At 60.7% G+C, this 22,081-nt stretch carries 24 protein-coding genes; 3 read left to right on the top strand and 21 right to left on the bottom strand.

The genetic code is table 11. From position 1 onward, the window contains the following. Positions 1-182 precede the first annotated feature (182 nt). Positions 183-1,214: a chemotaxis protein CheB gene (locus tag JO015_00920; GenBank protein ID MBV9997654.1), complete on the bottom strand. Its 1,032-nt coding sequence runs from the start codon at positions 1,212-1,214 to the stop codon at positions 183-185. A gap of 295 nt (positions 1,215-1,509) precedes the next feature. On the opposite strand from JO015_00920, the gene JO015_00915 reads away from it, so the two are divergent. Continuing rightward, positions 1,510-1,668, top strand: a complete 159-nt coding sequence (locus JO015_00915) for a hypothetical protein (GenBank protein MBV9997653.1) — start codon at positions 1,510-1,512, stop codon at positions 1,666-1,668. A 7-nt stretch (positions 1,669-1,675) separates the two neighbouring features. Here the strand turns inward: JO015_00915 and bioD are convergent, their stop codons facing one another. The 20 genes from bioD to JO015_00815 form a co-directional block, all read right to left on the bottom strand. Continuing rightward, complete coding sequence (bioD, locus tag JO015_00910) at positions 1,676-2,320, bottom strand: dethiobiotin synthase (GenBank protein MBV9997652.1); 645 nt, start codon at positions 2,318-2,320, stop codon at positions 1,676-1,678. After that, entirely contained in the window at positions 2,317-3,669 is a 1,353-nt protein-coding gene (gene glmM / locus JO015_00905; GenBank protein MBV9997651.1) for a phosphoglucosamine mutase, read from the bottom strand. The genes bioD and glmM overlap by 4 nt, the downstream gene beginning before the upstream one ends. A 122-nt stretch (positions 3,670-3,791) precedes the next feature. Further along, the gene (locus JO015_00900; GenBank protein ID MBV9997650.1) at positions 3,792-3,944 is read right to left on the bottom strand and encodes a hypothetical protein; all 153 of its coding nucleotides are present in this window, start codon (positions 3,942-3,944) and stop codon (positions 3,792-3,794) included. Between the two features lie 8 nt (positions 3,945-3,952). Continuing rightward, on the bottom strand, positions 3,953-4,777 hold the full coding sequence (locus JO015_00895; GenBank protein ID MBV9997649.1) for a TIGR00159 family protein: 825 nt from the start codon (positions 4,775-4,777) through the stop codon (positions 3,953-3,955). Further along, positions 4,777-5,622 carry a dihydropteroate synthase gene (folP, locus tag JO015_00890; GenBank protein MBV9997648.1) on the bottom strand — a complete coding sequence of 282 codons (846 nt, stop codon included), beginning with the start codon at positions 5,620-5,622 and terminating at the stop codon, positions 4,777-4,779. The genes JO015_00895 and folP overlap by 1 nt, the downstream gene beginning before the upstream one ends. A 470-nt stretch (positions 5,623-6,092) precedes the next feature. Next, positions 6,093-8,561, bottom strand: a complete 2,469-nt coding sequence (locus JO015_00885; GenBank protein ID MBV9997647.1) for an ATP-dependent Clp protease ATP-binding subunit — start codon at positions 8,559-8,561, stop codon at positions 6,093-6,095. Then, positions 8,561-9,682, bottom strand: a complete 1,122-nt coding sequence (locus JO015_00880) for a protein arginine kinase (GenBank protein MBV9997646.1) — start codon at positions 9,680-9,682, stop codon at positions 8,561-8,563. Before JO015_00880 ends, JO015_00885 begins: the two co-directional genes overlap by 1 nt. Further along, positions 9,679-10,164: a UvrB/UvrC motif-containing protein gene (locus tag JO015_00875; GenBank protein MBV9997645.1), complete on the bottom strand. Its 486-nt coding sequence runs from the start codon at positions 10,162-10,164 to the stop codon at positions 9,679-9,681. The genes JO015_00880 and JO015_00875 overlap by 4 nt, the downstream gene beginning before the upstream one ends. A 171-nt stretch (positions 10,165-10,335) precedes the next feature. Further along, positions 10,336-11,214 (bottom strand): branched-chain-amino-acid transaminase, encoded by an 879-nt coding sequence (gene ilvE / locus JO015_00870; GenBank protein MBV9997644.1) that lies wholly within the window; start codon positions 11,212-11,214, stop codon positions 10,336-10,338. Positions 11,215-11,216: 2 nt separating this feature from the next. Further along, positions 11,217-11,918 carry an ABC transporter ATP-binding protein gene (locus tag JO015_00865; GenBank protein ID MBV9997643.1) on the bottom strand — a complete coding sequence of 234 codons (702 nt, stop codon included), beginning with the start codon at positions 11,916-11,918 and terminating at the stop codon, positions 11,217-11,219. Next, positions 11,911-12,372, bottom strand: a complete 462-nt coding sequence (locus JO015_00860) for a tRNA (cytidine(34)-2'-O)-methyltransferase (GenBank protein MBV9997642.1) — start codon at positions 12,370-12,372, stop codon at positions 11,911-11,913. The genes JO015_00865 and JO015_00860 overlap by 8 nt, the downstream gene beginning before the upstream one ends. Positions 12,373-12,444: 72 nt before the next feature. Further along, complete coding sequence (gene rpmA / locus JO015_00855; GenBank protein ID MBV9997641.1) at positions 12,445-12,717, bottom strand: 50S ribosomal protein L27; 273 nt, start codon at positions 12,715-12,717, stop codon at positions 12,445-12,447. A gap of 49 nt (positions 12,718-12,766) precedes the next feature. Continuing rightward, positions 12,767-13,081, bottom strand: coding sequence for a 50S ribosomal protein L21 (gene rplU / locus JO015_00850; protein ID MBV9997640.1), 315 nt, complete (start codon positions 13,079-13,081; stop codon positions 12,767-12,769). Positions 13,082-13,721: 640 nt separating this feature from the next. Continuing rightward, positions 13,722-14,597 (bottom strand): polyprenyl synthetase family protein, encoded by an 876-nt coding sequence (locus JO015_00845; GenBank protein MBV9997639.1) that lies wholly within the window; start codon positions 14,595-14,597, stop codon positions 13,722-13,724. 143 nt (positions 14,598-14,740) lie between these two features. Beyond that, a complete protein-coding gene (locus tag JO015_00840) occupies positions 14,741-15,418 on the bottom strand; it encodes a CAAX prenyl protease-related protein (protein MBV9997638.1) in 678 nt (225 codons plus the stop codon). A gap of 20 nt (positions 15,419-15,438) precedes the next feature. Continuing rightward, complete coding sequence (locus tag JO015_00835) at positions 15,439-16,191, bottom strand: nucleotidyltransferase family protein (GenBank protein ID MBV9997637.1); 753 nt, start codon at positions 16,189-16,191, stop codon at positions 15,439-15,441. Positions 16,192-16,227: 36 nt separating this feature from the next. Further along, positions 16,228-17,412 carry an aminotransferase class I/II-fold pyridoxal phosphate-dependent enzyme gene (locus JO015_00830; protein MBV9997636.1) on the bottom strand — a complete coding sequence of 395 codons (1,185 nt, stop codon included), beginning with the start codon at positions 17,410-17,412 and terminating at the stop codon, positions 16,228-16,230. A 23-nt stretch (positions 17,413-17,435) separates the two neighbouring features. Then, on the bottom strand, positions 17,436-17,915 hold the full coding sequence (locus JO015_00825; protein ID MBV9997635.1) for an Lrp/AsnC family transcriptional regulator: 480 nt from the start codon (positions 17,913-17,915) through the stop codon (positions 17,436-17,438). Between the two features lie 215 nt (positions 17,916-18,130). Then, a complete protein-coding gene (locus JO015_00820; protein ID MBV9997634.1) occupies positions 18,131-19,081 on the bottom strand; it encodes a D-alanyl-D-alanine carboxypeptidase in 951 nt (316 codons plus the stop codon). 52 nt (positions 19,082-19,133) lie between these two features. Further along, entirely contained in the window at positions 19,134-19,628 is a 495-nt protein-coding gene (locus JO015_00815; protein MBV9997633.1) for a DUF309 domain-containing protein, read from the bottom strand. 203 nt (positions 19,629-19,831) lie between these two features. On the opposite strand from JO015_00815, the gene JO015_00810 reads away from it, so the two are divergent. Both JO015_00810 and JO015_00805 read left to right on the top strand, forming a co-directional pair. Then, the gene (locus tag JO015_00810) at positions 19,832-21,094 is read left to right on the top strand and encodes an HlyC/CorC family transporter (protein ID MBV9997632.1); all 1,263 of its coding nucleotides are present in this window, start codon (positions 19,832-19,834) and stop codon (positions 21,092-21,094) included. Then, the gene (locus JO015_00805; GenBank protein MBV9997631.1) at positions 21,091-22,074 is read left to right on the top strand and encodes a DUF21 domain-containing protein; all 984 of its coding nucleotides are present in this window, start codon (positions 21,091-21,093) and stop codon (positions 22,072-22,074) included. The genes JO015_00810 and JO015_00805 overlap by 4 nt, the downstream gene beginning before the upstream one ends. The last annotated feature ends 7 nt before the right edge of the window (positions 22,075-22,081 follow it).

The following is a 22,081-nucleotide window of genomic DNA, read 5'->3' as shown; positions in this document are numbered from 1 at the left end:
GTTCGGAGTTCGGAGCTGCATCCTGGGGGTAGATGCGAGAAGCTTAGGGTTGCCGCCAGGTCCTCTTAATCTGCGTCAATCTGTGTAATCTGTGGATGTTTTCTCTTTTCTGCGTTCTTCTGCGTGTTCTGCGGATGATTTAATCTTCTCGCCGTGGTCGCCGTGGTCCGCCGTGTGAACTCTTACGTCGTGCCCGTCTCCCCCGCTGTGCCCGCCGTGTGAGTGAATTTCTCGTGCTGCATCACGGCTTGGCGAACCAGGTCGGCCCGCTGCTTGGCTTCCCGCATCTTTTGCTCCAGCGCAGCCGCGGCCTGGTCATGCCCGTGCGCGCTCAGCTGTGTCGCCATTCGCCGCAGCAGCAGCAGCGTTTCTTCCATCGAGCGGATCGCGTTCCACAACGTTTCTTCAGTCCGCTCGGTGAATTCGGCCATCAGGACTTCCAGCGAATACGCGTGACCGGTGTGGCAGCGAAAGCGCACGTTGCTGCCTTCTTTGAGTTCCAACAACACACCGTGGCATTCCGGGCAGGCGTACAGCGACGGCTCGCCCCACTGGATGATGCCTGCCTCCAAAGCATTATTTTCCTTGGCGATTTTGACTTCGGTTTCCAGTCGTTTAGGCACAGGTAGGGCTCCTTTCTGCATTACGGGCGTACGCGCCAGCTGGACGAGCAGGGGTGCGACATCTTCCAAGGAGACGCAGTGATCGACGGGCACGTGCTGAAGGGCGCTGCGGGGCATGGAGGGCGCCAGTGCTTCCTCGGGATTTTGCACGACGGCCGTGCCGCCGCGCTCCTTGATGGCCCAGAGCCCGGCGGTGCCGTCATCCAGAAAACCGGTGAGCACCACGCCGACGACGCGCGGACCGAAAGCATAGGCGGCTGAACGGAACAGCGGATCGACGGCCGGCCGGAAGCGGTTCTCCTTCGGACCACGGCTGAGCCGCACATGGCCGGTGGACTCCAGAAGCAGGTGGTGGTCGGGCGGAGCCACGCAGATGCGCCCGAGCTGGATGGCTTCGCCCTGCCGGGCATTCGAGGCAGGCAAAGGCCCGGACCGCTCCAGAATCTCGGGCAGGAGGCCCAGACCGTCAGGGCCCATGTGCAGGACAATAAAAATGGAGGCGTTCAGGTCGGGCGGTAACCTGCCGACGAGTACCTTCAGCGCTTCAATGCCGCCGGTGGACGTCCCGATCACAATGATGTTTTTGTTCAGCATGGCGGTCTCCAAAAACCCCGGCACGGCGACGAGTGAACGCCGGCCACGCCGTCCGGCCCGTTCACGTCCTGATTGCCTCGATCACTGCGGCATCTTTAACTGCGTTTCCTGTGCATCCCTGCGCGCGTAAGCGTTTGAGCGCCGTCACCGTCCCAAGCAGTTCGGCTGAGGGCGTGCGAACGGCCGCTTTTTGCGTGTGGCGAGCGGTTCAGCGTTAACTTGCAGTCCCCGGTTCCCGTGTGGGTTCGCCTGGCGCATCGGATTCGGGCCAGGCGGGTAGTTCCACCGTAGTTTGGAACAAAGAGCCGCCGGGGTGTTTGCAGGGCTGCAGCAGCGCTGGCTGAAGCTCGGTCAACCGGCGCAGTTCGATTTGGATCAGGCGGCGAAAGCGCACCGCCACCTCGTGTCGCGCCGCACCACGGGAAAGCTCGCGTTAGTTCCCGGCCGCTGAACGTGCTTCAACCGGCTAGAAGATGATTTACAAGTGCGCTGAAATCGGTCTGCCCGTGGGCGACCTGGAAGAGCGGCACGTCAATGAGTTGTTCAAGGATGGCGGGGTTGGTGCTTTCGGCGAGATCGGGTTCAGGGGCAGGGGCGCTTACCGCGTTGAGCACCACCGCCCGGCAATGGAGGCGGCGATGATTTAAGGCTTCCAGGGTCAGGCGCACATGGTTCATGACGCCGAGCCGGTTTGCCGCCACGAGAACGACTTCAAGCTCCAGGTCTTCCGCCAAGTCCCGGAAATCGTAGTCACGAAGGATAGGCACCGCGAGGCCGCCGGCGCCTTCGACGAGGAGGTGATCATGACGCGACGCGAGTTCCCTCAGCACCTCGTGCACCCGCCCCAGGTCGATGTGCCGATCCTCGATCATTGCGGCGGCAAACGGGGCGAGGGGAGTATGGAACCAGGCCGGATTGATGGCATGCTCAGGCTCGCAGGTCTCGTTGGCGGCATGTAAAGCGGCCACATCCGTGGCCGGCCCGGTGCAAAACGGCTTGGCCGCAATGACGTCGTGTCCGGCGCGGCGGCCCGTGCGGGTCAGGCCTGCAGTCACGTAGGTTTTCCCGACGTTTGTGTCCGTTCCGGTTACGAGGGCCTTCATGCCCCAAGGCTGGAGCGCAACGCGGCTTCCAGCGTGTCCGCAAGCCGCAGAAGCTGGCCCTGGTCAGGGCCTTCCAACAAAAGACGCGCTTTCGGCTCGGTTCCCGAGTAGCGCAGCAGCACGCGTCCGCAACCCGCCAGCTGCGCCTCCGCAGCATTGAGGGCCGTCTGAACCGGGACGACCTCGCCGAAGGGCACTTTCTCGCGGACGCGAACATTTCGCTGAACCTGCGGGTATTTTCGCAGGGTTTTACGCAGCTCGCACAAAGGCCGGCCGGTCGAGGCCATCGTCGCGAGTACCTGCAATGCGGCGACGAGACCATCGCCGGTGGTCACGTAATCGCGAAAGATGAGGTGGCCGCTCTGTTCGCCGCCGAGATTCAAGTCTCGCTCGACCATTGCCTCGATCACATGCCGATCGCCGACCCCGGTGCGCAACACTTTAGCGCCACGCCCGGCGAGGGCGGCATCGAGCCCATAATTGCTCATCACAGTCGCAACGAGTGTGTTCTCGCGGAGCCGCCCCTGAGCCAGCAAGTCGGCGGCCGCGAGCGCGAGAAGTTCGTCGCCGTCCACGATCTCGCCATTTTCGTCGCAGAACAGCACGCGGTCGGCGTCACCGTCATGGGCGATCCCGACTGCACCCGGCCGTGCCTTGACCCGCTCAGCAATGACCTCCGGATGCATGCTCCCGCACCCGGCATTGATGTTGTAGCCGTCGGGCTCGGCGTGCGCCAGCTCGACTTCGATGCCGAGGGTCCGCAGCGCCAAAGGCGTGGTGTGATACGCGGCCCCGTTGGCGCAGTCCAGGACGACGCGCCGGCCCGCGAGCGAGACGTTCTGAGGCACCGTCGAAACCGCAAAGCCGGCGTATTGACCGGCGGCACTCGGATACGATCGGATCCGGCCGACGCCTGCGCCGACGGGCAGCGGTGAACCCGGCACGACTTCGTCGAATGCATTTTCAATCGCCCATTCTTCAGCGTCCGTCAGCTTATAACCGGAGCCGGCAAAGAACTTGATCCCATTATCGTCAAAAGGGTTGTGCGATGCCGAAACGACCACGCCAAAGGCGGCCCCAGAATCGCGCGTCAGGTAAGCGACGGCCGGCGTGGGAATCACCCCGGCCGTGAGAACATCCACGCCGGCCGCCGCCAAACCAGCCCCGAGCGCCTGTTCGAGGTATTCGCCGGAAGCGCGGGTATCTCTGCCGATGACCACGTGGGGACGCGTGCTCCACGGCTTCGGCGCGACCAGAACCGCAGCCGCCGCCATCGCGACTTTCACGGCCGATAACGGCGTGATCGGTTCCCGGTTTGCCAAACCCCGGATGCCATCGGTTCCAAACATGCGCGTACGCACCGCGTGAGCATGGCCGGAATCGCCTGCGGGTCAACGCAAAACTCTCCCCGCCCCGGCGCTCCGATTCCCGCCCGTTCTCGCGTCCCGTTCAACCGCAATGCGACGAGCAGTTACCGGCCCGGAGCCGGGAGGATCGCCCGGCGCTCCGGCTGAATCTGTTCGGAGACCGAATCCACGTTCTTCTTTATGAGATACCAAACCGCCGTTGCGACGATCAAACACATCAACTTTGCCTGCCAGTTATCGAAAAAGAGACGCTTCATGGGCTGCATCAGTCGACCGGACCGGCCTCCGTATGGGAGAGCGTCTTTTCCGAACCTGTTTCGGTTTGATCGTCGACCTGCAGGAGAAGCTCGGAGAGCCTCTTTTCAAATTGGCCGACTTTGAAGCCGCGTTCGATCCGGCCACGGTAACAAAGGGAAATATGCCCGGTCTCCTCCGAAACGACAATAGCGACGGCATCCGACTCTTCGGAGATGCCGAGCCCGGCGCGGTGGCGCAGGCCGAACGTACGGTCAAGGTCCTCGCGCTGGCTCACCGGGAAAACGCAAGCCGCGGCCTGGATTCGTTCCTCGCGGATGATTACGCCGCCATCGTGCAGCGGGGTTTTAGGGTAGAAAATCGTCAGAAGCAATTCCTGTGAGATTTCGCTGTCGAGGTTCACCCCGCTCTCGGCAAAGCTCCGGATGCCGGTGTCACGCTCAATCGCGATCAAGGCGCCGACCTGGCGGTTGGACAATTCGAAGACCGTTTCGGTGATGATGTCGATGGTTTCCTTTTTCTGCGTCGCAGACGTAAAGAACAGCCGGCCACTCCCCAGTTCCGTCATCACCCGGCGCAGTTCAGGTTGGAAAATCACGACAAGGGCGATCGCGATGAACGCTGAAAGGCTGCGCAGCAGCCAGCTGATCACCGTCAGGTTCAGGAGTTGTGAGACAAGGGTAAGGACGATGAAGACGATCGCCACCCCGGTCAGGATCCGCGCGCCGCGAGTGCCTCGGAAATAAAGGTAGGCATAATAAATGGCAACGGTCAGCAGCAGGATCTCGATCCCGCCGTTCCAATTATTCCGGATGAAAGTTGTGATTAAATCCATTAACCGGCAAGGATGGCCTCCGTCATCCGCAAGGCTTCGAGGTGTGGTTTGATCTCGTGGACCCGCAGGAGTTTTATCCCATGTTCTCGCAGGTAGCTGGTAAAAGCAACGCCAGGCCAGACGCGTTCAGACATTGCCAGGCCCGGATCGCCCAGCAAACGAGCCAGCGTTGACTTTTTGGAAATGCCGGCTACCAACGGCCGGTCCAGCGACCGGAGCTGGCCGGCTGACCGGAGCAGGGCAAGGTTATGCGCCAGGTTTTTGCCGAATCCAAAACCCGGATCGAGTGCGATGCAGCCAGGTTCGATTCCGGCCGCGATCGCGCCGTCCCGGCGCTCCCGGAGAAAGCGGATGACCTCGCTCACCACGTCATCGTAGCGCGGCGCACGCTGCATGGTTTTCGGTGTGCCCTGCATGTGCATCAAAATCACCCCGGCACCATAACGGCGCACCACCGCTGCCATTTGGGGATCGGCGCGCAGGGCTGAAATATCGTTGACGATGGAGGCACCAGCGTCCAACGCCTGCCGGGCTGTCTCCGCCTTGTACGTGTCGATGGAGATGAGCTGGTGAGGGTACTCCCCGTGCAGGGCGCGTATCACCGGGAGGACGCGCCGGAGTTCCTCCTCGAGGCTGACCGGATCGGAGCCCGGCCGGGAGGATTCGCCGCCGACGTCGATCACCGCCGCGCCCTCCGCGATCAGCCGTCGCGCGTGAGCCATGGCGGCGGCAAAATCAAGAAAGCTACCGGAGTCCGAAAACGAGTCGGGCGTAACGTTAAGGATGCCCATGAGCTGGCCCGACCTGGTGAAATCGAGGCTCGATCCGCGCATCTGCCACTCCATGGAATGCCACAAATGCCACAAGCGGAAAAATGCCACAAACGAAGAAGTGGCGGGTGTCGGTCACACCGCGGGCACAGCGTAAGAGTTCACACGGCGAACACGGCGGGCCACGGCGAACACGGCGGGAAGACGAATGCCAGGAGTGACGGTGGGCTGGTCAGGCACGCCGAGAATCTACGCCGTCTTTGCCCCGGAGCGGCGAGCGTGCTCGGCATTAAAGTTCCAGGCTACCGCCGCTCCGGGACAAAGACGGCGTAATCCTTGCTGAGAGCCGAACGTCGGCTGCTGGATAATCTTGTCTTCCCGCCGTGTTCGCCGTGTGAACTCTTACGTTGTGCCCGCGGTGTGACCGGCACTCGGCACCCGTTACCCGCCACTTCTTAATTTGTGGCAATTAAAAAGAAAGGCCGGCATTTCGCCGGCCTTTCCGTATCTGACGATTAAGGTTGGTTGCTTTAGTAAGTAATTAATCAGGCATTCGCAGGTTCGTTGCGCTCGGGTTGGACCGCCCTGAAAGCCAGGCGTTCGCCTGCGGCGTGCACTTCCACCGTATCGCCCGGTTTGATGTTGCTGCGCAGTAATTCTTCCGCGAACGGATCTTCCAGGTAGCGTTCCACCGCACGCCGCATCGGCCGAGCGCCGTAAGTCGGGTCGTAGCCTTTGTCGATCAGCAATTCGACCGCCGACGGATCCAGGCTGATCCGGATATCCTTCGAGCGAACGCGTTCCACCACCTTGGCCACTTCCAGATCGACGATCTTGACGAGATCCGGCCGCTCGAGCGTGTGAAACACGATGAGGTCGTCCAAACGGTTGAGAAACTCCGGCTTAAACACCCGCTTCGATTCCTCCAGAATCTTGTCGCGCATCTGCTCGTAGTTCTGGCTGCTGAGCTGCGCGCCGAACCCCATGCTGGTTTGCCGCTTGATCAGTTCCGCGCCCACATTGGACGTCATGATGATGATCGTGTTCCGAAAATCGATCTTACGCCCGAGGCTGTCGGTGATCTTGCCTTCCTCCAGGATTTGCAGGAGCAGGTGCATCACGTCCGGGTGGGCTTTCTCGATTTCATCAAACAGCACCACCGAATACGGCCGGCGGCGAACCGCTTCGGAAAGCTGGCCGCCTTCTTCGTACCCGACGTATCCCGGCGGCGAACCGATCAGGCGAGACGCCGTGAACTTTTCCATGTACTCGGACATGTCGATCTGGATCAGGGCATCCGGATCTCCGAACATGAATTCCGCCAGCGAACGGGCGAGGAACGTCTTGCCGACGCCGGTCGGGCCCAGAAAGATGAAGGAACCGATCGGACGCCGCGGGTCTTTAAGGTCCGCACGGGAACGGCGCAACGCCTTGCTGATCGCGACGACCGCTTCATCCTGGCCGATGACGTGCTGCTTGAGTTCGTCCTCCATCTTGAGGAGTTTCTGCGTTTCCTGTTCCTCCATCCGCTGAAGGGGCACGCCGGTCCACTTCGAGACGATGTGCATGATGTCGTCAGCCGTCACCAGCACTTCGCGCTCTTCCCGCTGTTCGCGCCATTCCGCCAGGATCCGTTCCAAACGGTCCTTCGCCTGTTTTTCGGAGTCGCGGAGGGCAGCGGCTTTCTCGAAATCCTGGGCCTTGATGGCCGCCTCCTTGTTGCCGCGGATGCCGTCGATCTCCTTCTCGATCTCCTTGACATCCGGCGGACGCGTCATGGCGTTGATGCGCGCGCGGGCACCGGCTTCGTCCATGACGTCGATGGCTTTGTCCGGCAGAAAACGCCCGGTCAGATAGCGATCGGAAAGTTTCACCGCGGCATCCAGCGCTTCGTCGGTCAGCTTGGCCTTATGATGCGCCTCGTACTTCGGACGCAGACCCCTGAGGATCTGGACCGCTTCATCAGGCGAGGGCGCCTCCACTTTGACCGTTTGGAAACGGCGTTCCAACGCCGCATCCTTCTCGATGTACTTGCGATACTCGTTCAGGGTGGTCGCCCCCACGCACTGGAGTTCACCGCGGCTCAGCGCCGGCTTGATGATGTTGGACGCATCCATGGCGCCCTCAGCCGACCCTGCACCCACGATCGTATGCAGTTCATCGATAAAAAGGATGACGTTCTTTGAGCGACGAATCTCGTCCATCACGGCCTTGATTCGCTCTTCGAACTGGCCGCGGTATTTTGTCCCGGCAACCATCAAAGCCAGGTCAAGCGTGATCACGCGCTTGTCGCGGAGCAGTTCCGGAACGTTGCCGGAGGCGATTTCCTGCGCCAGCCCTTCTACAATTGCCGTTTTACCCACGCCGGCTTCCCCCAGAAGAACCGGGTTGTTCTTGGTGCGCCGGCAGAGAATCTGGATCACGCGCTCGATCTCGTTTTTGCGACCGATCACCGGGTCCAGCTCGCCTTTCTTCGCGAGTTCGGTCAGGTCGCGACCAAACGCACGCAGAGCAGGCGTTTTAACATCTTTCTTGCTGCCTTCCTGCGGAGGCTCAGCCTCGTTTTCAGGCGGTGTAAAATTGGGATCCAATTCTTTTAAAATTTCGTTTCGGGTTCGTTCGATATCGACTTCCAGGCTTTTGAGAACCCTGGCCGCGACCCCTTCGCCCTCGCGTAAAAGCCCAAGCAGAATGTGTTCCGTGCCGACGTAAGAATGATTCAGGGCTTTGGCTTCCTTGCCGGCCAATGCGAGCACCTTCTTAACGCGCGGTGTATACGGGATGTTCCCGACCATCTTGGTTTCGGGGTGCGAGCCGACGTGTTTTTCGACCTCCATCCGAACGGTCTCGAGGTCGAGGCCCATTTTCTGGAGGACATTCACGGCAACTCCCTGGCCAAGTTTGATCAGCCCGAGCAAAAGGTGTTCAGTCCCCACGTAATTATGGTTGAACCGATCAGCCTCCTTACGCGCAAGCGCTAATACCTGTTGTGCACGTGGAGTAAAATTGTTCATCATTGCGATTCCGAGGCCGGGTCTGCCGCTCTGTCACCCGGCGTCTTATTACTAGGTGGATTAGGGAAATTTTTCAACTTTTCGCGGACGATGTCCGCCCGCAAGCAGTCTCGATCCTCGGGTGCCAGTTTCTGTTTCGACAGGTGTTGCAGGTGTGCGGGCTGCGTGTCCATGAGCAATTGGTTAATCTGCGCCCGGCACGGTTCGGGGAAAAACCCCAAGTCAATTCCGAGTCGCAGCACGGAGAGCAGGTTCAATGCCTCCTTGGAGGCGATCGAAAAGGCATGCGTCAGGATCCCGTACGCCCGGCCTACCTGGTCCATGAGCATACGTTCCCGGGTTGCCATCAGGTTCTCGCGCGCCTGATTTTCCCGTTGCACCAGCGTTTCGATGACCTTGGTGAGCCGCTCGATGATCTGTTCCTCCTTTTCGCCCAGGGTCGTCTGATTGGAGACCTGGAACAGATTGCCCATCGCCTCGGTGCCCTCACCGTAGAGGCCCCGGACGGCCAGGCCGATCTTGTTTACCGAATTGATCACCTGGTTGATCTGCTCACTCAGGACCAGACCCGGCAGATGCACCATCGCCGAGGCCCGCATGCCGGTCCCCACGTTTGTCGGGCACGCCGTCAGGTACCCGAGGGCGGGGTCAAACGCGAAATCGAGATGCGATTCAAGGGAGGTATCTGCCTCATCGACCATCTGAAAGGTTTTCATCAACTCCAGCCCGCAGGTGATCGCCTGCATGCGCAGGTGATCCTCTTCGTTGATCATGATGCTGAGCGTCTGCGCGGGGTTGATTACCACGCCGCTGCCCATCCCTTTGGCGGCATGCTCACGGCTGATCAGGTGCCGTTCCACCAGCACCTGCTTTTCGGTTGCCGACAGGTCATTCAGTTGTTCAGAAAAGGCGCCCCGCATTGCCGTCAGCGTTTCAACGCCCGGCTTGATCTCATCCAGGATCCGGATGCGTTCCGCCTTTTTGGCCCAACCCGGAAAAGGTACCTTGGCCAGATTGCGGGCCAGGCGGACCCGGCTGCTGATGACGATCGGGTGATGGCCGGCATCCGGCGCTAACCAGTCTCCCGGCGCGGCCAGAATGGATGCAATTTTTGCGCTCATGTCTCCATTTCCAATTGGCGGATTTCGTCTCGGATCGACGCCGCCGATTCGTAATCTTCCTTGAGAACCGCTTCCTGCAGGTTCTGCCGAAGTTCGTGTAACCGGTCAGAACGGGCGAGGTTGCGGTAAAGACGAGCCGGAATCTTGCCGGTGTGTCGTGTGCCCTTGTGCATCGCCTTGATCAGAGAGGCGAGCCCTTCGGAAAACGTCCGGTAACACTCGCTGCAGCCGAGACGACCCGTCTTTTTCAGGTCAGCCTGAGTGAACCCGCAGACCGGGCACTGTTCGGCGGCCGGTGCCGGCTCCACCTGCTGAGATTCGCCGAGGCCAAGCAACAGGTCGGCAAGCGCGAAGCCGGTCGGATCTGACACGCCCTTTTCTTTGGAACACGATTCACAGAGATTAATCTTTTTCATGTTCCCGTCGACGATCTGCGTCAGGTAAACCGTGGCGGTGTTGGTTTTACAAACATCACACGTCATACACCTCTCTCCTTTCAGACGGATAATGGGTTGGTGACTTGAAACAAAGTCGACTCAAACACAAAATACAGGCGAGGACGTTTGTAGCGGATTGCTGCGTTGCAGCAGCCGTTACGGGCTGCCGCGCGCGCGGTCCGGCCAGCGCCGTTCAAGTGGGGTCCTTTGTCTCGATCAAACATAAATCGGGGTGCCCGAGGAACGTGTCAAATCACGGAAGCCCGCAATCAGGCGTAAGGTAATGGGTCCGGGACGGCCGTTACCGATGGGACGGCGATCCAGTTCCACGGCGGGAATGACCTCGGCGGCCGTACCGGTCAGGAAACATTCGTCCGCGGTGTAAAGGTCGTAAACGGTGAGTTCACGTTCGCCGATGGGCAGGTTTAATTCTCGGGCAAGTTCAAAGACCACGGTGCGCGTGATCCCGTTCAGCAGGCCTGCGTTAAGGGGGGGCGTCCAGATTTGGCCGTGTTTGACGATAAACAGGTTATCACCGGTACACTCCCCCACGTACCCCTGATCGTTCAGCATGACCCCTTCAGCCGCGCCTGCGTGCTGCGCTTCGATTTTGGCCATGACATTGTTAAGGTAGTTCAGGCTTTTGATTCGCGGGCTCAACGCCGCGGGCGAAATGCGCCGGGTCGCGCACGTGATCATCGTCAGGCCGTTTTCGTACAGTTCCTCGGGATAAAGGGCGATCGACGCGGCGATGATAATGACGCTGGCCCGACGGCAACTGTCCGGGCTGAGACCAAGGGAACCGACGCCGCGGGTGACGATCAGGCGGATGTACCCGTCGTGCAGGTTGTTCTGGCGCACCGTTTCAAGCGTGGCCGCGATCATCTCGCCGGCTGAAATCGGTATCTGCAGGGCAATCGCTCGCGCTGAGTCGTACAAACGCTCCATGTGTTCCTCCAGGCGAAATACCCGGCCATGATAGAACCTGATCCCCTCGAAGACGCCATCGCCGTAAAGCAGGCCGTGATCGAAAACGGAAATCTTTGCTTCCGCCTGGTCATAGAAGCTTCCGTCGAGATAAATTTTGAGGTTCATGTTCAGGACGATGAGGTTGAGAGGACGGGTGCGGCGGGTTGGTGGACCAGGAGGCCGTCGCGGATAAAAATCTGCCGGTCTCCCAGACCGGCGAGTTGCCGGTCGTGGGTTACGACCAAAAGGGTGCGCTGTTTTTCCCGCGCCAGTTCCAGGAGCAGCTCCATGACGGCCCGGCCGCTGGCCGAGTCCAGGTTGCCCGTCGGTTCGTCGGCAAAGAGGATGGCAGGATCGTTCACCAGGGCTCGTGCGATTGCGACCCGCTGCTGTTCGCCGCCGGACATCTCGCTCGGCAGGTGATGCATCCGGTCCGCCAGGCCCACCCGCTCCAGGTAGGACGCGGCCAGGTTGTCCTGCGAGCGGCTCCGGATCAGGGATGGCAGCCGGACGTTCTCAAGGGCCGTTAACTCGGGCAGCAGAAAGTAGCTTTGAAAGACAAAGCCCATCTTGCGGTTGCGCAACCTGGCGTCCTCAAAGGAATTGCGGTAGAGCGGCTTGCCTTCGAAGTGGACTTCCCCGGCTTCCGGCCGCTCCAGGCCAGCCAGCGAGTACAGCAGGGTTGTTTTGCCTGCCCCCGAGGCGCCGCACAGGAAAATGACTTCACCGCGCATGGCCGTCAGGCTGATGCCTCGCAGCACCTCGATCCGGCGCGAACCGATCCGAAACGAACGGCGCAGATCGCGCGCGACAAGTTGAGGTTCAGAAATCACAGGTTTGGGTTTGCCTGACGGCTTCAAACAGTACGATGGCGACCGCGGTCGCCAGATTCAAGCTCCGTGCTTCCGGCCGCATCGGGATCCTGAAACAATGGTCCGGTTGCGCTTGCAAGAGTGTCTCGGGCAAGCCTTTCGTTTCCCGGCCGAACACCAGGAAATCCTCGGGCCGGTAACGGGTCTCCCAGTACCGGCGGGTTGCCTTGGTCGTGAGAAAGTAACGCCCCGGGGCCGACGCGGTTTCGTCAAGGAACTGCGCGAGCGATTCCCAGTAATACAGCCGGACCTGCGTCCAGTAATCCATGCCGGCCCGGCGCAGGTAACGATCGTCTGTGGAAAAACCGAGCGGCCTCACAAGGTGAAGCGTGCTGCCCGTGGCCAGGCAAAGCCGGGCCACGCTGCCCGTGTTAGGCGGTATTTCAGGTTCGACAAGGACGACGTTAAACATACGCGATAAATAAAAAAAGCGCCTCGGGATTTGAGGCGCTTTTCCGTCGGGAGGGAATTTTTATAGCCGGTATCAACTTTGCGAGCTCACTAGCGCCTCCGCTACGGGATCGACATTCACGCGGCGACCTTCACGGTCAAACCGTACGATGCCGTCCACCAAAGCGTAGATTGTGTAGTCGCGCCCCAACCCCACGTTTTTACCCGGCAAGAACTTGGTGCCCCGTTGGCGGATAATGATGTTACCCGCAACAACCTGCTCACTGCCAAATTTCTTCACACCAAGACGTTTGCTGGCACTGTCACGCCCGTTCTTGACGCTGCCCTGGCCTTTCTTATGCGCCATAAAGGAAAACTTAGACTAAATTAAAACCGCCAAAACCCCTGGAAGGACTCTAAAGTTCGATCGACTCGATCCGCACGCGCGTCAACCGGCGGCGGTGGCCCACGGTACGGTGGTAACCTTTCCGCCGTTTGAACTTGTATGCAATCACCTTTTTGTCCTTGAACTGTTCCAAAACCTCACCGGTGACCTTTGCCCCGTTCAGGAACGGGGTACCGGTCCTGACCTCCGTGCCTTCGACGTGCAACACCACTTCGCTAAAGGTTACCTTGGCACCGGATTCGGCCGGCAGCTTTTCCACCGCGATGGTATCGCCAGGGCTGACCCGGTATTGTTTACTCCCTGTTCGAATGATTGCGTACGCCATGGTCACTGGTAGTTAAAAAAGGAGGCCAAAGTGCCACGGTTGTCCAGGGATGACAAGCGCAAAATGCCACGAATGCCACAACCGGAAAAATGCCGCAAATGATGGAACGCCGTGGCGAGTACCGGACGTCGTTCTTTGCCCCGGAATGTCCGCGAGCGATCTTCGACCGGCCACTTCAGCGTCCGGCTTTAACCACGCTCTGCCTAAGGCTGAGCTTTACCCGCATTTTTTGAGGGCAGCGCGGGGACGGCCGTGACCGTCTTACGGCCCTTCAGGCCATCAAACCGCCTCCCGGCCCGTTGGGCCTGGACCGTTTATACGGTCTAATAGGTGTAACGCCGGCAGGGCACCTGGGAAGGAAGACAAAATTTTACCTCCATAGCCGTCGAAACGGTATAGAGAGAAGAGCGGACGCGTGGCGCGTGCCGGGTCTTGCCTGATGCTGGCAGAATCGCGGATCAGGTCGAGGGGTTTACCCTGGGCTAAGTTCCCTTGGCCCTTCGGGCCGTAAGACGGTCACGGCCGTCCCCGCGCCGCCCTCAAAAAATGCGGGTAAAGCTCAGGGGTCTAAGGAAGGCTTCGAGGAGGGCTCCCTTCGGGAACCGGCGTAAGCCGCTCCGTCATTTGCGGCATTTTCTTCTCAGAAATCCCGCTGGAGCAGGTGATCGGCCAGCGCAAGGAGGTCGGCGGCCGGTTTGCCGATCGGTTTGAGCGCCTCGCGCGCTTGTTCGGTCAGTTGCCGTGCGGTCCGGCGCGATTTGTCGAGCCCAACCAGGGCGGGGTAAGTGGCCTTTTCAGAGGCAAGATCCTTGCCGGCGCTCTTTCCGAGCTTTTCCGTGGTCTGGGTTACATCCAGGATGTCGTCGATCACCTGGAAGGCGAGGCCCAAAGCCTGGCCGAAATCCGATAAACGCTGGAGCCTGGCCGGGCCCGCGTTGGCGCTCATGGCCCCCAGCCGCAGGGAACAACGGAGAAGCGCGGCGGTCTTGGACTCGTGGATGAACTTCAGCAACGGCAAAGGAACCTTCTTGCCTTCGCTCTCCAGATCAATCACCTGGCCGGCAATCAGGTGGCGGCTCCCGCTCGCGACGGCCAGTTCCCGGATCACGTCACGAGGCGAGTACCGGGGCCACCCCGGCACCTGGGAAGCAAGTTCGAACGCATACGTAAGCAGGGCGTCTCCCGCCAATACGGCGATGCCCTCTCCGAAAACCTTGTGGGACGTCGGCATGCCGCGACGGAAATCGTCGTCGTCCATGCAGGGCAGGTCATCATGAATCAAAGAATAGGTGTGGATGCATTCCACCGCGCAAGCCAGGGGCAACGCTTCCGCCGGATCGCCGCCGCAACATTCCGCGGCCGCGAGGCAAAGGATCGGACGCAGGCGTTTGCCTCCGGCAAACACGCTGTAGCGCATGGCCTTGTGAATGGTTGCAGGCTTCACGCTGGCCTTGGGCAGGAAACGGTCGAGAGCCGCATCGACCATTTTCTGCCGGGCAAAAAGGTATTCTTTCATGGAGAGTAACGAGGAGCGGGTAACGAGTAGCGGGTAGCGGGTAATGGGCTACGGCGTCGTGTAACCCACCAGGATAATGGCGGCAACTATTACGCGTTACTCGTTACTCGTTACACGTTACCCATTACGCGTCACCGGTTTTCTCACCAGAAGCCCCACTGGCGGGTAGCGCAGATGTAAATGCCCAGGCCCAGGTTGGTCAGCGCGTGGCCAAAGATGCAAGCGCCCAGGTTCCGGGTCCGGTAAGCGACGGCGTTGTACAACAGGCCGGCCAGAAAGCCGGCCGGCCAATCGGGTGGTTGATGTTCAATGGCGAACAGGCCCGCCGTTGCCAGGCAACTGCTCCAGCTGAAAGCGCCGAATGGAACACTCGAAAGATCCGGCCGGATCAGGATGCGCAGGACGCACGCCCGCCAGAAGACTTCCTCCAGAATCGGCACCACGATGACCAGCCGCAAGAAGCGGACTGCCAGCGTCAGAGCATAAAGACCGGGAAAGGCGGCCAGGCGCTCAGGATTAAACCCGCCGGTGCGGGGCGGCGCAAAGCCGAAGAGCTGGGGCGCCACCCAGAAGCAGAGAACGAGAACACCGGTGATGGCCCCGAACCCCAGGCCGCGGGCCCGAAGCGGTCCGTAGGCCAGGCGGTAATGCCACAAGGCATAGCCGCAGACGAGGGTCTGCAGGGGGTAAACCAGAAATCTTGCGTCGGGCCAGGCGGTCTCGAGGAGTTGGTTCAGGATGAGGAACGCCGCAAAGATCCCGAACGGAACGACGAAAGGGTGGGCTGAGGAACGCCGCTCGACGGCGATTGAGGTCGGCATGAGGCCAGGTTGAATGCAGATCAGGGCGGCTCGCGGCGGCCCTGCGCGTGCCGTCGATTCAACTCGGCCAGTACTTCCGGGTCGCGCACGTCCACCCAGTCACCGGTCACCTCAATGGCCCGGACCTTCCGGCCGGCCTGTGCGATTGAGCGAATGGCGTCGGTAAGCTCGTATTCGCCGCGGGGGCTGGGCTGCAGTCGGGCCACGTAGGCGAAAATGCTTTCCCGAAAGGTATAGATCCCGGCGTTATACCACGGCGTGGCCGCTTCTCCCGGTTTAGGTTTCTCCTTCAGGTCGGTAAGCTCCATCGCGCCATTGAGGTAGACCGCTCCGCCCTTGGAAACATCGGTCGACCGGCGCACCGACAGCAGCATCTCGGCATCATCGAGTTGGAGCAGCTGCGGGTAAAATGAGGCATTGACGAGGATATCGCCGTAGCTCAGCAGAAACGGCGCGCTTCCGGCGAACGCGCGCGCCAGCGCCACCACCCGGCCGGTGCCATCCTGGGTCACCTGCTCGACGTAATCAATGCGGACCCGGAACGGCGACCCGTTGCCGAAATAGTCCGTGATGACCTCCTTGCGATAGCCGACCACCACCAGGATCTGGTTGATCCCGGCTGAGGCGAGGCCGGTCACGATGTGCTCGAGGACCGGCCGACCGGCCACGCGCACCATCGGTTTCGGCACCTCGTGAGTGAGTTCCCGCATGCGCGTGCCTCGTCCGGCGGCCAGGATGACTGCACGGGTGATAGGGTCAGGGACTGGGTCCATGAAGATCTTTCCGTTCGCGCCGGTGTTGCCGCCTGATCAGGCGCGGGCGTCTTGGACGAACCTCTCCATCCGGTCCATCGCCTCGCGCAGCTGGTCGAGCCCGGTCGCGAAGCAGCACCGCACAAATCCTTCCCCGCTGGTACCGAAAGCCATACCGGGAACCACGGCCACCTTGTGCTTCTTCAACAGTTGCAACGAAAAGTCGCGGCTGCTCAGTCCGGTGGGCGCAATTTCAGGAAAGACATAAAATGTGCCCTTCGGGGCGTGGCACGGCAATCCCATGGCATTCAGCCGGCCGACCACATAATTGCGGCGCCGCTCGTAATCGTCCCGCATTGCGGCGACTTCGCGGTCGCAATTCTCAAGCGCTTCAATGGCCGCCTCCTGCGAAATACTGGTCGCGCACATGATCGCGTACTGGTGCACTTTCATCATCGCCTCGATGAGCGCGCTGGGCGCGCACGCATACCCAACGCGGAACCCGGTCATGGCATACGATTTGGAGCAGCCGTTGAGAACCACCGTGCGATCCCGCATGCCCGGCAAGGATGCGATTGAGACGTGTTGAACCCCGTCGTAGACGAGTTCGCAATAGATCTCGTCGGCAAAAACCAGGAGGTCATGCTCGGTACAAACTTCCGCAATCGCCGCCAGGTCGTCGCGCTCGAGCACGCCGCCGGTTGGATTGGTCGGAAAACTCAGCAGCAGCGCTTTGGTCCGGGGGGTAAGGCTGGCCCGCAACGCCTCCCCGCGCAGACGAAACGCGTCTTCCGCCCGCGTCTGCACGGGGACGGCCGTGGCCCCTGCCAGCGCGATGCTCGGACGGTACGAAACGTAACTTGGCTCGTGGTAAATGACCTCATCGCCGCGGTTCAGCGTGGCGCGCAGCGCCACATCGAGGGCCTCCGACACACCCACCGAGACGAGGATTTCAGCGTCCGGCTGGTAGCAAAGATCGTAGCGACGTTCCAGGTAGCGTGAAATCACCTGGCGCAGTCGCGGCAACCCAAGGTTGGAGGTGTAACCGGTCCTGCCTTTCTCCAATGCAAAGATTGCAGCCTCACGGATCCGCCACGGGGTGACGTAATCCGGTTCGCCGATGCCGAGCGAAATGACATCAGACATCGACTGGACGATCTCAAAAAAATCGCGGATACCCGAGCGAGGGATGTTTTTAACGTGCTCGGCAACAAAACGCGCGGGATCAAGAGCGGTATTCATAATCGATTTCGCGATTTCGCGCGTCAGGGTGCAACCGCCAGACGTTCCGCGCGTTCCCCGCGGCTGAGCAGCATTCCGTTCTGCTTGTACGTTTTGAGCCGGAACCGCGTGGCGGTCGAGATCACGCCTTCAACCGTGCTTAATTTCTCCGAGACAAACCGGGCAATCTCACGCAGGTTATCCCCCTCGACCATGACGGCCAGATCGTAGCCACCGCTCATGAGCCAGCAGGTCTTGACCTCATCAAACCTTGCGATGCGTTCCGCGAGACGATCGAAACCGCCGCCGCGTTCCGGAGTGATGCTCACTTCGATGAAAGCGGTGACGGCATCGGCATCCACCTTCTCGGGATCGATCACGGCCTGGTAGCCCAGAATCCAGCCGTCAGCCTCGTAACGGTGGATCCGTTCGTCGATCTCGGCGGGCGACAACTTCAACATTCGACCGAGATCTTCGCGACTTAGCTTCGCGTTTTGGTGCAGCAATTCGAGCAGAGGATCCATGGTAAGGTGTAGGTGGCAGGGTGCAACGCGGCGTTGCCGGGGAGACTCCGGGCCACGCCTCAACGGGTGGCCGCCGTGGCGGCAAACCGGGTGCTGACGAAAGCGGCCGCAGACGGATGTTTGCCGGTTGTTGCCATGCGTTAATCGGCGCAGATTATCACGCGGAGCCACATTTTGTACATATAGCGTTACCTTATGACCGAAATTAACGGTCTTTAACGCGGAGAGGGCTGGGCCGCCGGGCGGCCCGCCGCCGCCCATTGGTCGTACAACAACCATGCGCGCGCGAGGAGCTGGCTACCCGTCCCGAACCGGTCTGCGGCACTCAGGACAACGACGTTTACCCGGCGTGGCGTTACCAGCGTGGTGGCACCCTGCTGCTTGACCTCGGGATCGTGTTGCGAGGATAAAATCAGGCAGTTGCCCGCTTTGGCCGTGGTCCCGGTTTTGACCCCGTCCACCCCGGCCGTCCCGACAAGCTCATTGGTGTTGCGCAACACGAATTGCAGAACCTGCCCGTTACGGGTGACTGCAACCTTACGCTCCCGCTGGGAGACGTAGAAACGGAAGGCCGCATCACGCATGGCGTAGATGGTAAGCTTGCCCAGATCGAGCGCCGTTGAATAAGGTTGCAAGCCCCGCGGCGGCTCCAGCCCGTGAGGATTTACGAAGAGCGTGCGCTCCATGCCGAGTTCCCGGGCCAAGGCGTTCATCTGGGCCACAAAGGCGTCGATGGCGGCCAGATCCCGCAGTTCCGGGCCCCCCTGCGCGCGCAGGGCTGAACCCACATAGAAAGCGAGGGTCGATGCGGCAATGTTGTCGGACTGCAGCAACGCCGCGTAGATCAGGTCGCGGTAGCTCGCCAGATCGTTCGGCACCAGCCCGACGGGGCTCGTCAGGCCCGGACCCATGGCCTGAACGGGCACAATCACCTGCTGGGAAAGATCGGTATTGGTCCGCTGCGCCCAGTCCAGGACGATCTTCGTGGTGGCAATCTTGGTCAAACTGGCGATCGGACGTTTTTGGTCGCCTTTGTACGATTCGAGGATGTAACCGGTTGCATGGTCCTCCAGGACGTACGCCGCAACCGCCATTTGGGCGCGCGCAGGCACCGCAACCAGAGTGAGAACCGCGGCCAGGAACGAGAGCTTGAAAAATTTGCGCATGGTCGAACCGCGCACAGTGTATTGTGCTTCGCCGGTAAGGCAAATGGGGATCTCACCGCCGGACCTGGGCGGGAGGCTCGAGCTGGGGCGGATGCTTCGGATCCCAGGGATTCTCCTGGAATTGTGAAACTTCCAGCAGCGTCCTGTAGGTCTGAGCCAGACTCAGCGCCGCACGCACGTCGAATCCGAGGTAAGCCGGTGCGTATGGCCGCAGATTCGTCTGGGCAAGGCGAAAAAGGCGCCAGGCAGGGGCAAGCCGGCGTTTGTCGACGGGGTGATCCGGCCGTTCATAATGCTTTTTCAAGTGCACAAACGCACCCGCAAACTGGATTAATCCCTTGAAATAACGGTGGGAAACGCCGGAGGTATTGAGCCACAGGTGCTCGAGGATGTCGTGCGCCTCGTAGTACTTTCGCTCATTAAACAACCAGAAGTAGCCAAGGTACAATGGGTCCTGTTCCGGGTTTACCGGCCCGCTGAGGTTCTGCAGGAGAATCCGTACCCGGTCCCCTTTTTTCCTTCCGTCTGGTTCTCGGTTCGACGCCATACTGTCCCGGCTGCTGAATCCGGCATTGTTTTTTGTGCCGCAATGGAATTATTTGATTTTCGGTGACGGCGCTGTGCGACGCAATGTCCGGGTGAAGACTTTTCCGCCGGTGCGGCGGTGGCGGTGCTTTGGGAACTTGCATCTCCCGGCCACGCGCGTCATAACAGTGAGGCCAGTGAGGCTTCGGTTCCCAATTCGAGACGATGTCGACTGAGCTGTTTTTGGTTGCCGTGCTGATGGTATCCGTACTCGCGACGGCGTCGGCTTTCTTTTCCGGAATGGAAACGGCGCTCTTTTCCCTCAACAAGCTTTACCTGAACCGATGGCGGAAGCGGGATCCGGAAACCGCGGCGCAGTTTGAGCGGCTGATGAGCAAGCCGCGCACGGTGTTGAGCGTAATCCTGCTCACCGATACGGCGGTCAACATCCCGCTCATCGTGCTCTCCCTGGCGCTGGCCAATTACCTCTCGACCCCGGTCCCGAACTGGCTGGAGACGCTGGGCATATTCGGATTGATCGTCGTGGTTTGCGACCTGTTGCCCAAGCTTTTCGCGCTGGCGGATCCCTTTCGCTTCGTCCATACCGCCGTGTCCGTGCTCCCGAGAATGTTGCCCGCGTTTGCCCCGGTTTCGCGCGCGCTGGAGCGGGTTTCGCTGCGGATCGCGGACCTTTTCGCCCGGGTGCCGGGTGAGGGGAGCGAACCGCTCGGGGACGAGGAATTGCTCACCCTCGTTGAGCTGAGCGCGGAAGAAGGAGAGCTCAGTGATGACGAACGCGAAATGATCGAGGCGATCATCAAGCTCGGCAACAAGGTCGTCCGGGATTGCATGACGCCCCGGGTCGACGCGTTCACCATTCCGGATACGCTCGCTAATAAAGAAGCGATCCGCGAACTGCGGCTGCGCCGCCACGGCCGGGTACCGGTGTACGGCGAGAGTCCCGATGAGATCCTCGGGATTCTGGACGTCAAAGCATTTCTGCTCGATCCAGGCCGGCATTACACGGAGTTCCTTGAACCGCCGTCCTTCGTGCCGGAAACGATGCGCGCCGTCGAGTTGCTCCGGGCTTTTCTCACGCACCCGCAGCGGCTGGCCATCATTCTCGATGAGTTCGGCGGGACCGAGGGGGTGGTGACCTTTAATGATCTGGTCGAGGAGATCCTCGGCGATACGGGACCGCGTTCCGACGAGGCCCTTTACATCGAGGACGCGGGTGACGGACGCTGGCTGGCCAGCGGAAGCGCTCGCCTGGACGATTTAAGCGAAGTGACCTCGGTCGATCTGGTCCATGACGGCATCGATACGATCAGCGGCCTGATCTTCAACCGGCTTGGTTACCTGCCCAAACCGGGGACGCGCGTCGAGATTCCACCCCTCGAATTTGAGATTCGGGAAGCCAGCCGCAAACGCATCCTTGAAGTCAGGGTCCAACGCTTGAACAGCCTGAAAGCCGGGCAGGGACAATGAGCTGGGTGCTGGTCCTGGTCTGCCTCGCCCTCTCATTCGTGTTCTCCGGGGTTGAAGCCGGCTTATTGTCGCTCAACCGGGTCCGGTTGCGTCACCTGGCCCGCCAGGGTGACCCTGCGGCGGTGCGGCTCCAGAGGATTCTGCACGGTCCGGCCCAGGTGTTTGTGACGGTCCTGGTAGTGACCAGCCTCATGAATATCTCGGCCATCGTCATCACCGCCAACCACCTGGTGGAGCGGTTTGGTCCCTGGGGCTACGCCCTGACGCTGGTCTTGGCCCTGCCGTTTTTCCTCCTGGTCATCGAATTCTGCGCAAAGTCGATCTTTCGTCGCCTCGGCTATCGTGCCCTGGCCGCGCTGGCGCTTCCGCTGGAAGTCGTCTCGATGCTCCTTTGGCCGTTCGTGGTTCTCTCCCGGCCCGTGGCGAAACTGATCCTGCGGCACCGGCCGGCCCGGGAGATCTTCGTCGCGCGCGAAGACCTGAAGTACATCGTCACCCAGAGCGAGCGCCTGGGCACCCTGACAAGTTTCGAACGCCAGATGATTCACAACGCGGTCGACTTCCGCACGGTCAAGGTCACCGACGTTATGGTGCCCCTTGCCCAGACGACCTGCGTAAGCGCCGAGGCCACCGTCGAAGAAGTGGTGAACCTGTCGCACCGTACCAAGACCGAGCGGTTTCCCGTCCTCAGACGTGACGGGCGGATCATCGGCCTGGTGAACACCATTGATCTCGTGGTCGACCGGTCACCCAAGCGGCCCGTTAGTTTTTACGTCCGCAGAATCGTCCAGGTACGGGCTGACGAACAAGCGTCACGCGCCATGCGCAGATTGCGGGCGACGCCGCAGCACTTCGCTCTGGTCGTGAATGAGCAAGGCAGTGCGGTCGGCGTCGTCAGCCTGTATAACCTCCTGAACCCCTTGGTTCGCGTCACCGGAACCGAAACGCCCGCCCCGCAGAGCCGGACCCTTCGCACGTGAGAAAGGA

This window comes from Verrucomicrobiota bacterium, from assembly GCA_019247695.1.
Lineage (GTDB): Bacteria > Verrucomicrobiota > Verrucomicrobiia > Chthoniobacterales > JAFAMB01 > JAFBAP01.
This window is presented reverse-complemented; position numbering and strand designations above follow the sequence as displayed.

Excerpts from the sequence above, each read along its gene's own strand:
- bioD (MBV9997652.1), bottom strand. The coding sequence starts at position 2,320 with ATGAAGGCCCTCGTAACCGGAACGGACACAAACGTCGGGAAAACCTAC.
- glmM (MBV9997651.1), bottom strand. The coding sequence starts at position 3,669 with ATGTTTGGAACCGATGGCATCCGGGGTTTGGCAAACCGGGAACCGATC.
- JO015_00900 (MBV9997650.1), bottom strand. The coding sequence starts at position 3,944 with ATGAAGCGTCTCTTTTTCGATAACTGGCAGGCAAAGTTGATGTGTTTG.
- JO015_00895 (MBV9997649.1), bottom strand. The coding sequence starts at position 4,777 with ATGGATTTAATCACAACTTTCATCCGGAATAATTGGAACGGCGGGATC.
- folP (MBV9997648.1), bottom strand. The coding sequence starts at position 5,622 with ATGGAGTGGCAGATGCGCGGATCGAGCCTCGATTTCACCAGGTCGGGC.
- JO015_00885 (MBV9997647.1), bottom strand. The coding sequence starts at position 8,561 with ATGAACAATTTTACTCCACGTGCACAACAGGTATTAGCGCTTGCGCGT.
- JO015_00880 (MBV9997646.1), bottom strand. The coding sequence starts at position 9,682 with ATGAGCGCAAAAATTGCATCCATTCTGGCCGCGCCGGGAGACTGGTTA.
- JO015_00875 (MBV9997645.1), bottom strand. The coding sequence starts at position 10,164 with ATGACGTGTGATGTTTGTAAAACCAACACCGCCACGGTTTACCTGACG.
- ilvE (MBV9997644.1), bottom strand. The coding sequence starts at position 11,214 with ATGAACCTCAAAATTTATCTCGACGGAAGCTTCTATGACCAGGCGGAA.
- JO015_00860 (MBV9997642.1), bottom strand. The coding sequence starts at position 12,372 with ATGTTTAACGTCGTCCTTGTCGAACCTGAAATACCGCCTAACACGGGC.
- rpmA (MBV9997641.1), bottom strand. The coding sequence starts at position 12,717 with ATGGCGCATAAGAAAGGCCAGGGCAGCGTCAAGAACGGGCGTGACAGT.
- rplU (MBV9997640.1), bottom strand. The coding sequence starts at position 13,081 with ATGGCGTACGCAATCATTCGAACAGGGAGTAAACAATACCGGGTCAGC.
- JO015_00845 (MBV9997639.1), bottom strand. The coding sequence starts at position 14,597 with ATGAAAGAATACCTTTTTGCCCGGCAGAAAATGGTCGATGCGGCTCTC.
- JO015_00840 (MBV9997638.1), bottom strand. The coding sequence starts at position 15,418 with ATGCCGACCTCAATCGCCGTCGAGCGGCGTTCCTCAGCCCACCCTTTC.
- JO015_00835 (MBV9997637.1), bottom strand. The coding sequence starts at position 16,191 with ATGGACCCAGTCCCTGACCCTATCACCCGTGCAGTCATCCTGGCCGCC.
- JO015_00830 (MBV9997636.1), bottom strand. The coding sequence starts at position 17,412 with ATGAATACCGCTCTTGATCCCGCGCGTTTTGTTGCCGAGCACGTTAAA.
- JO015_00825 (MBV9997635.1), bottom strand. The coding sequence starts at position 17,915 with ATGGATCCTCTGCTCGAATTGCTGCACCAAAACGCGAAGCTAAGTCGC.
- JO015_00820 (MBV9997634.1), bottom strand. The coding sequence starts at position 19,081 with ATGCGCAAATTTTTCAAGCTCTCGTTCCTGGCCGCGGTTCTCACTCTG.
- JO015_00815 (MBV9997633.1), bottom strand. The coding sequence starts at position 19,628 with ATGGCGTCGAACCGAGAACCAGACGGAAGGAAAAAAGGGGACCGGGTA.
- JO015_00810 (MBV9997632.1), top strand. The coding sequence starts at position 19,832 with ATGTCGACTGAGCTGTTTTTGGTTGCCGTGCTGATGGTATCCGTACTC.
- JO015_00805 (MBV9997631.1), top strand. The coding sequence starts at position 21,091 with ATGAGCTGGGTGCTGGTCCTGGTCTGCCTCGCCCTCTCATTCGTGTTC.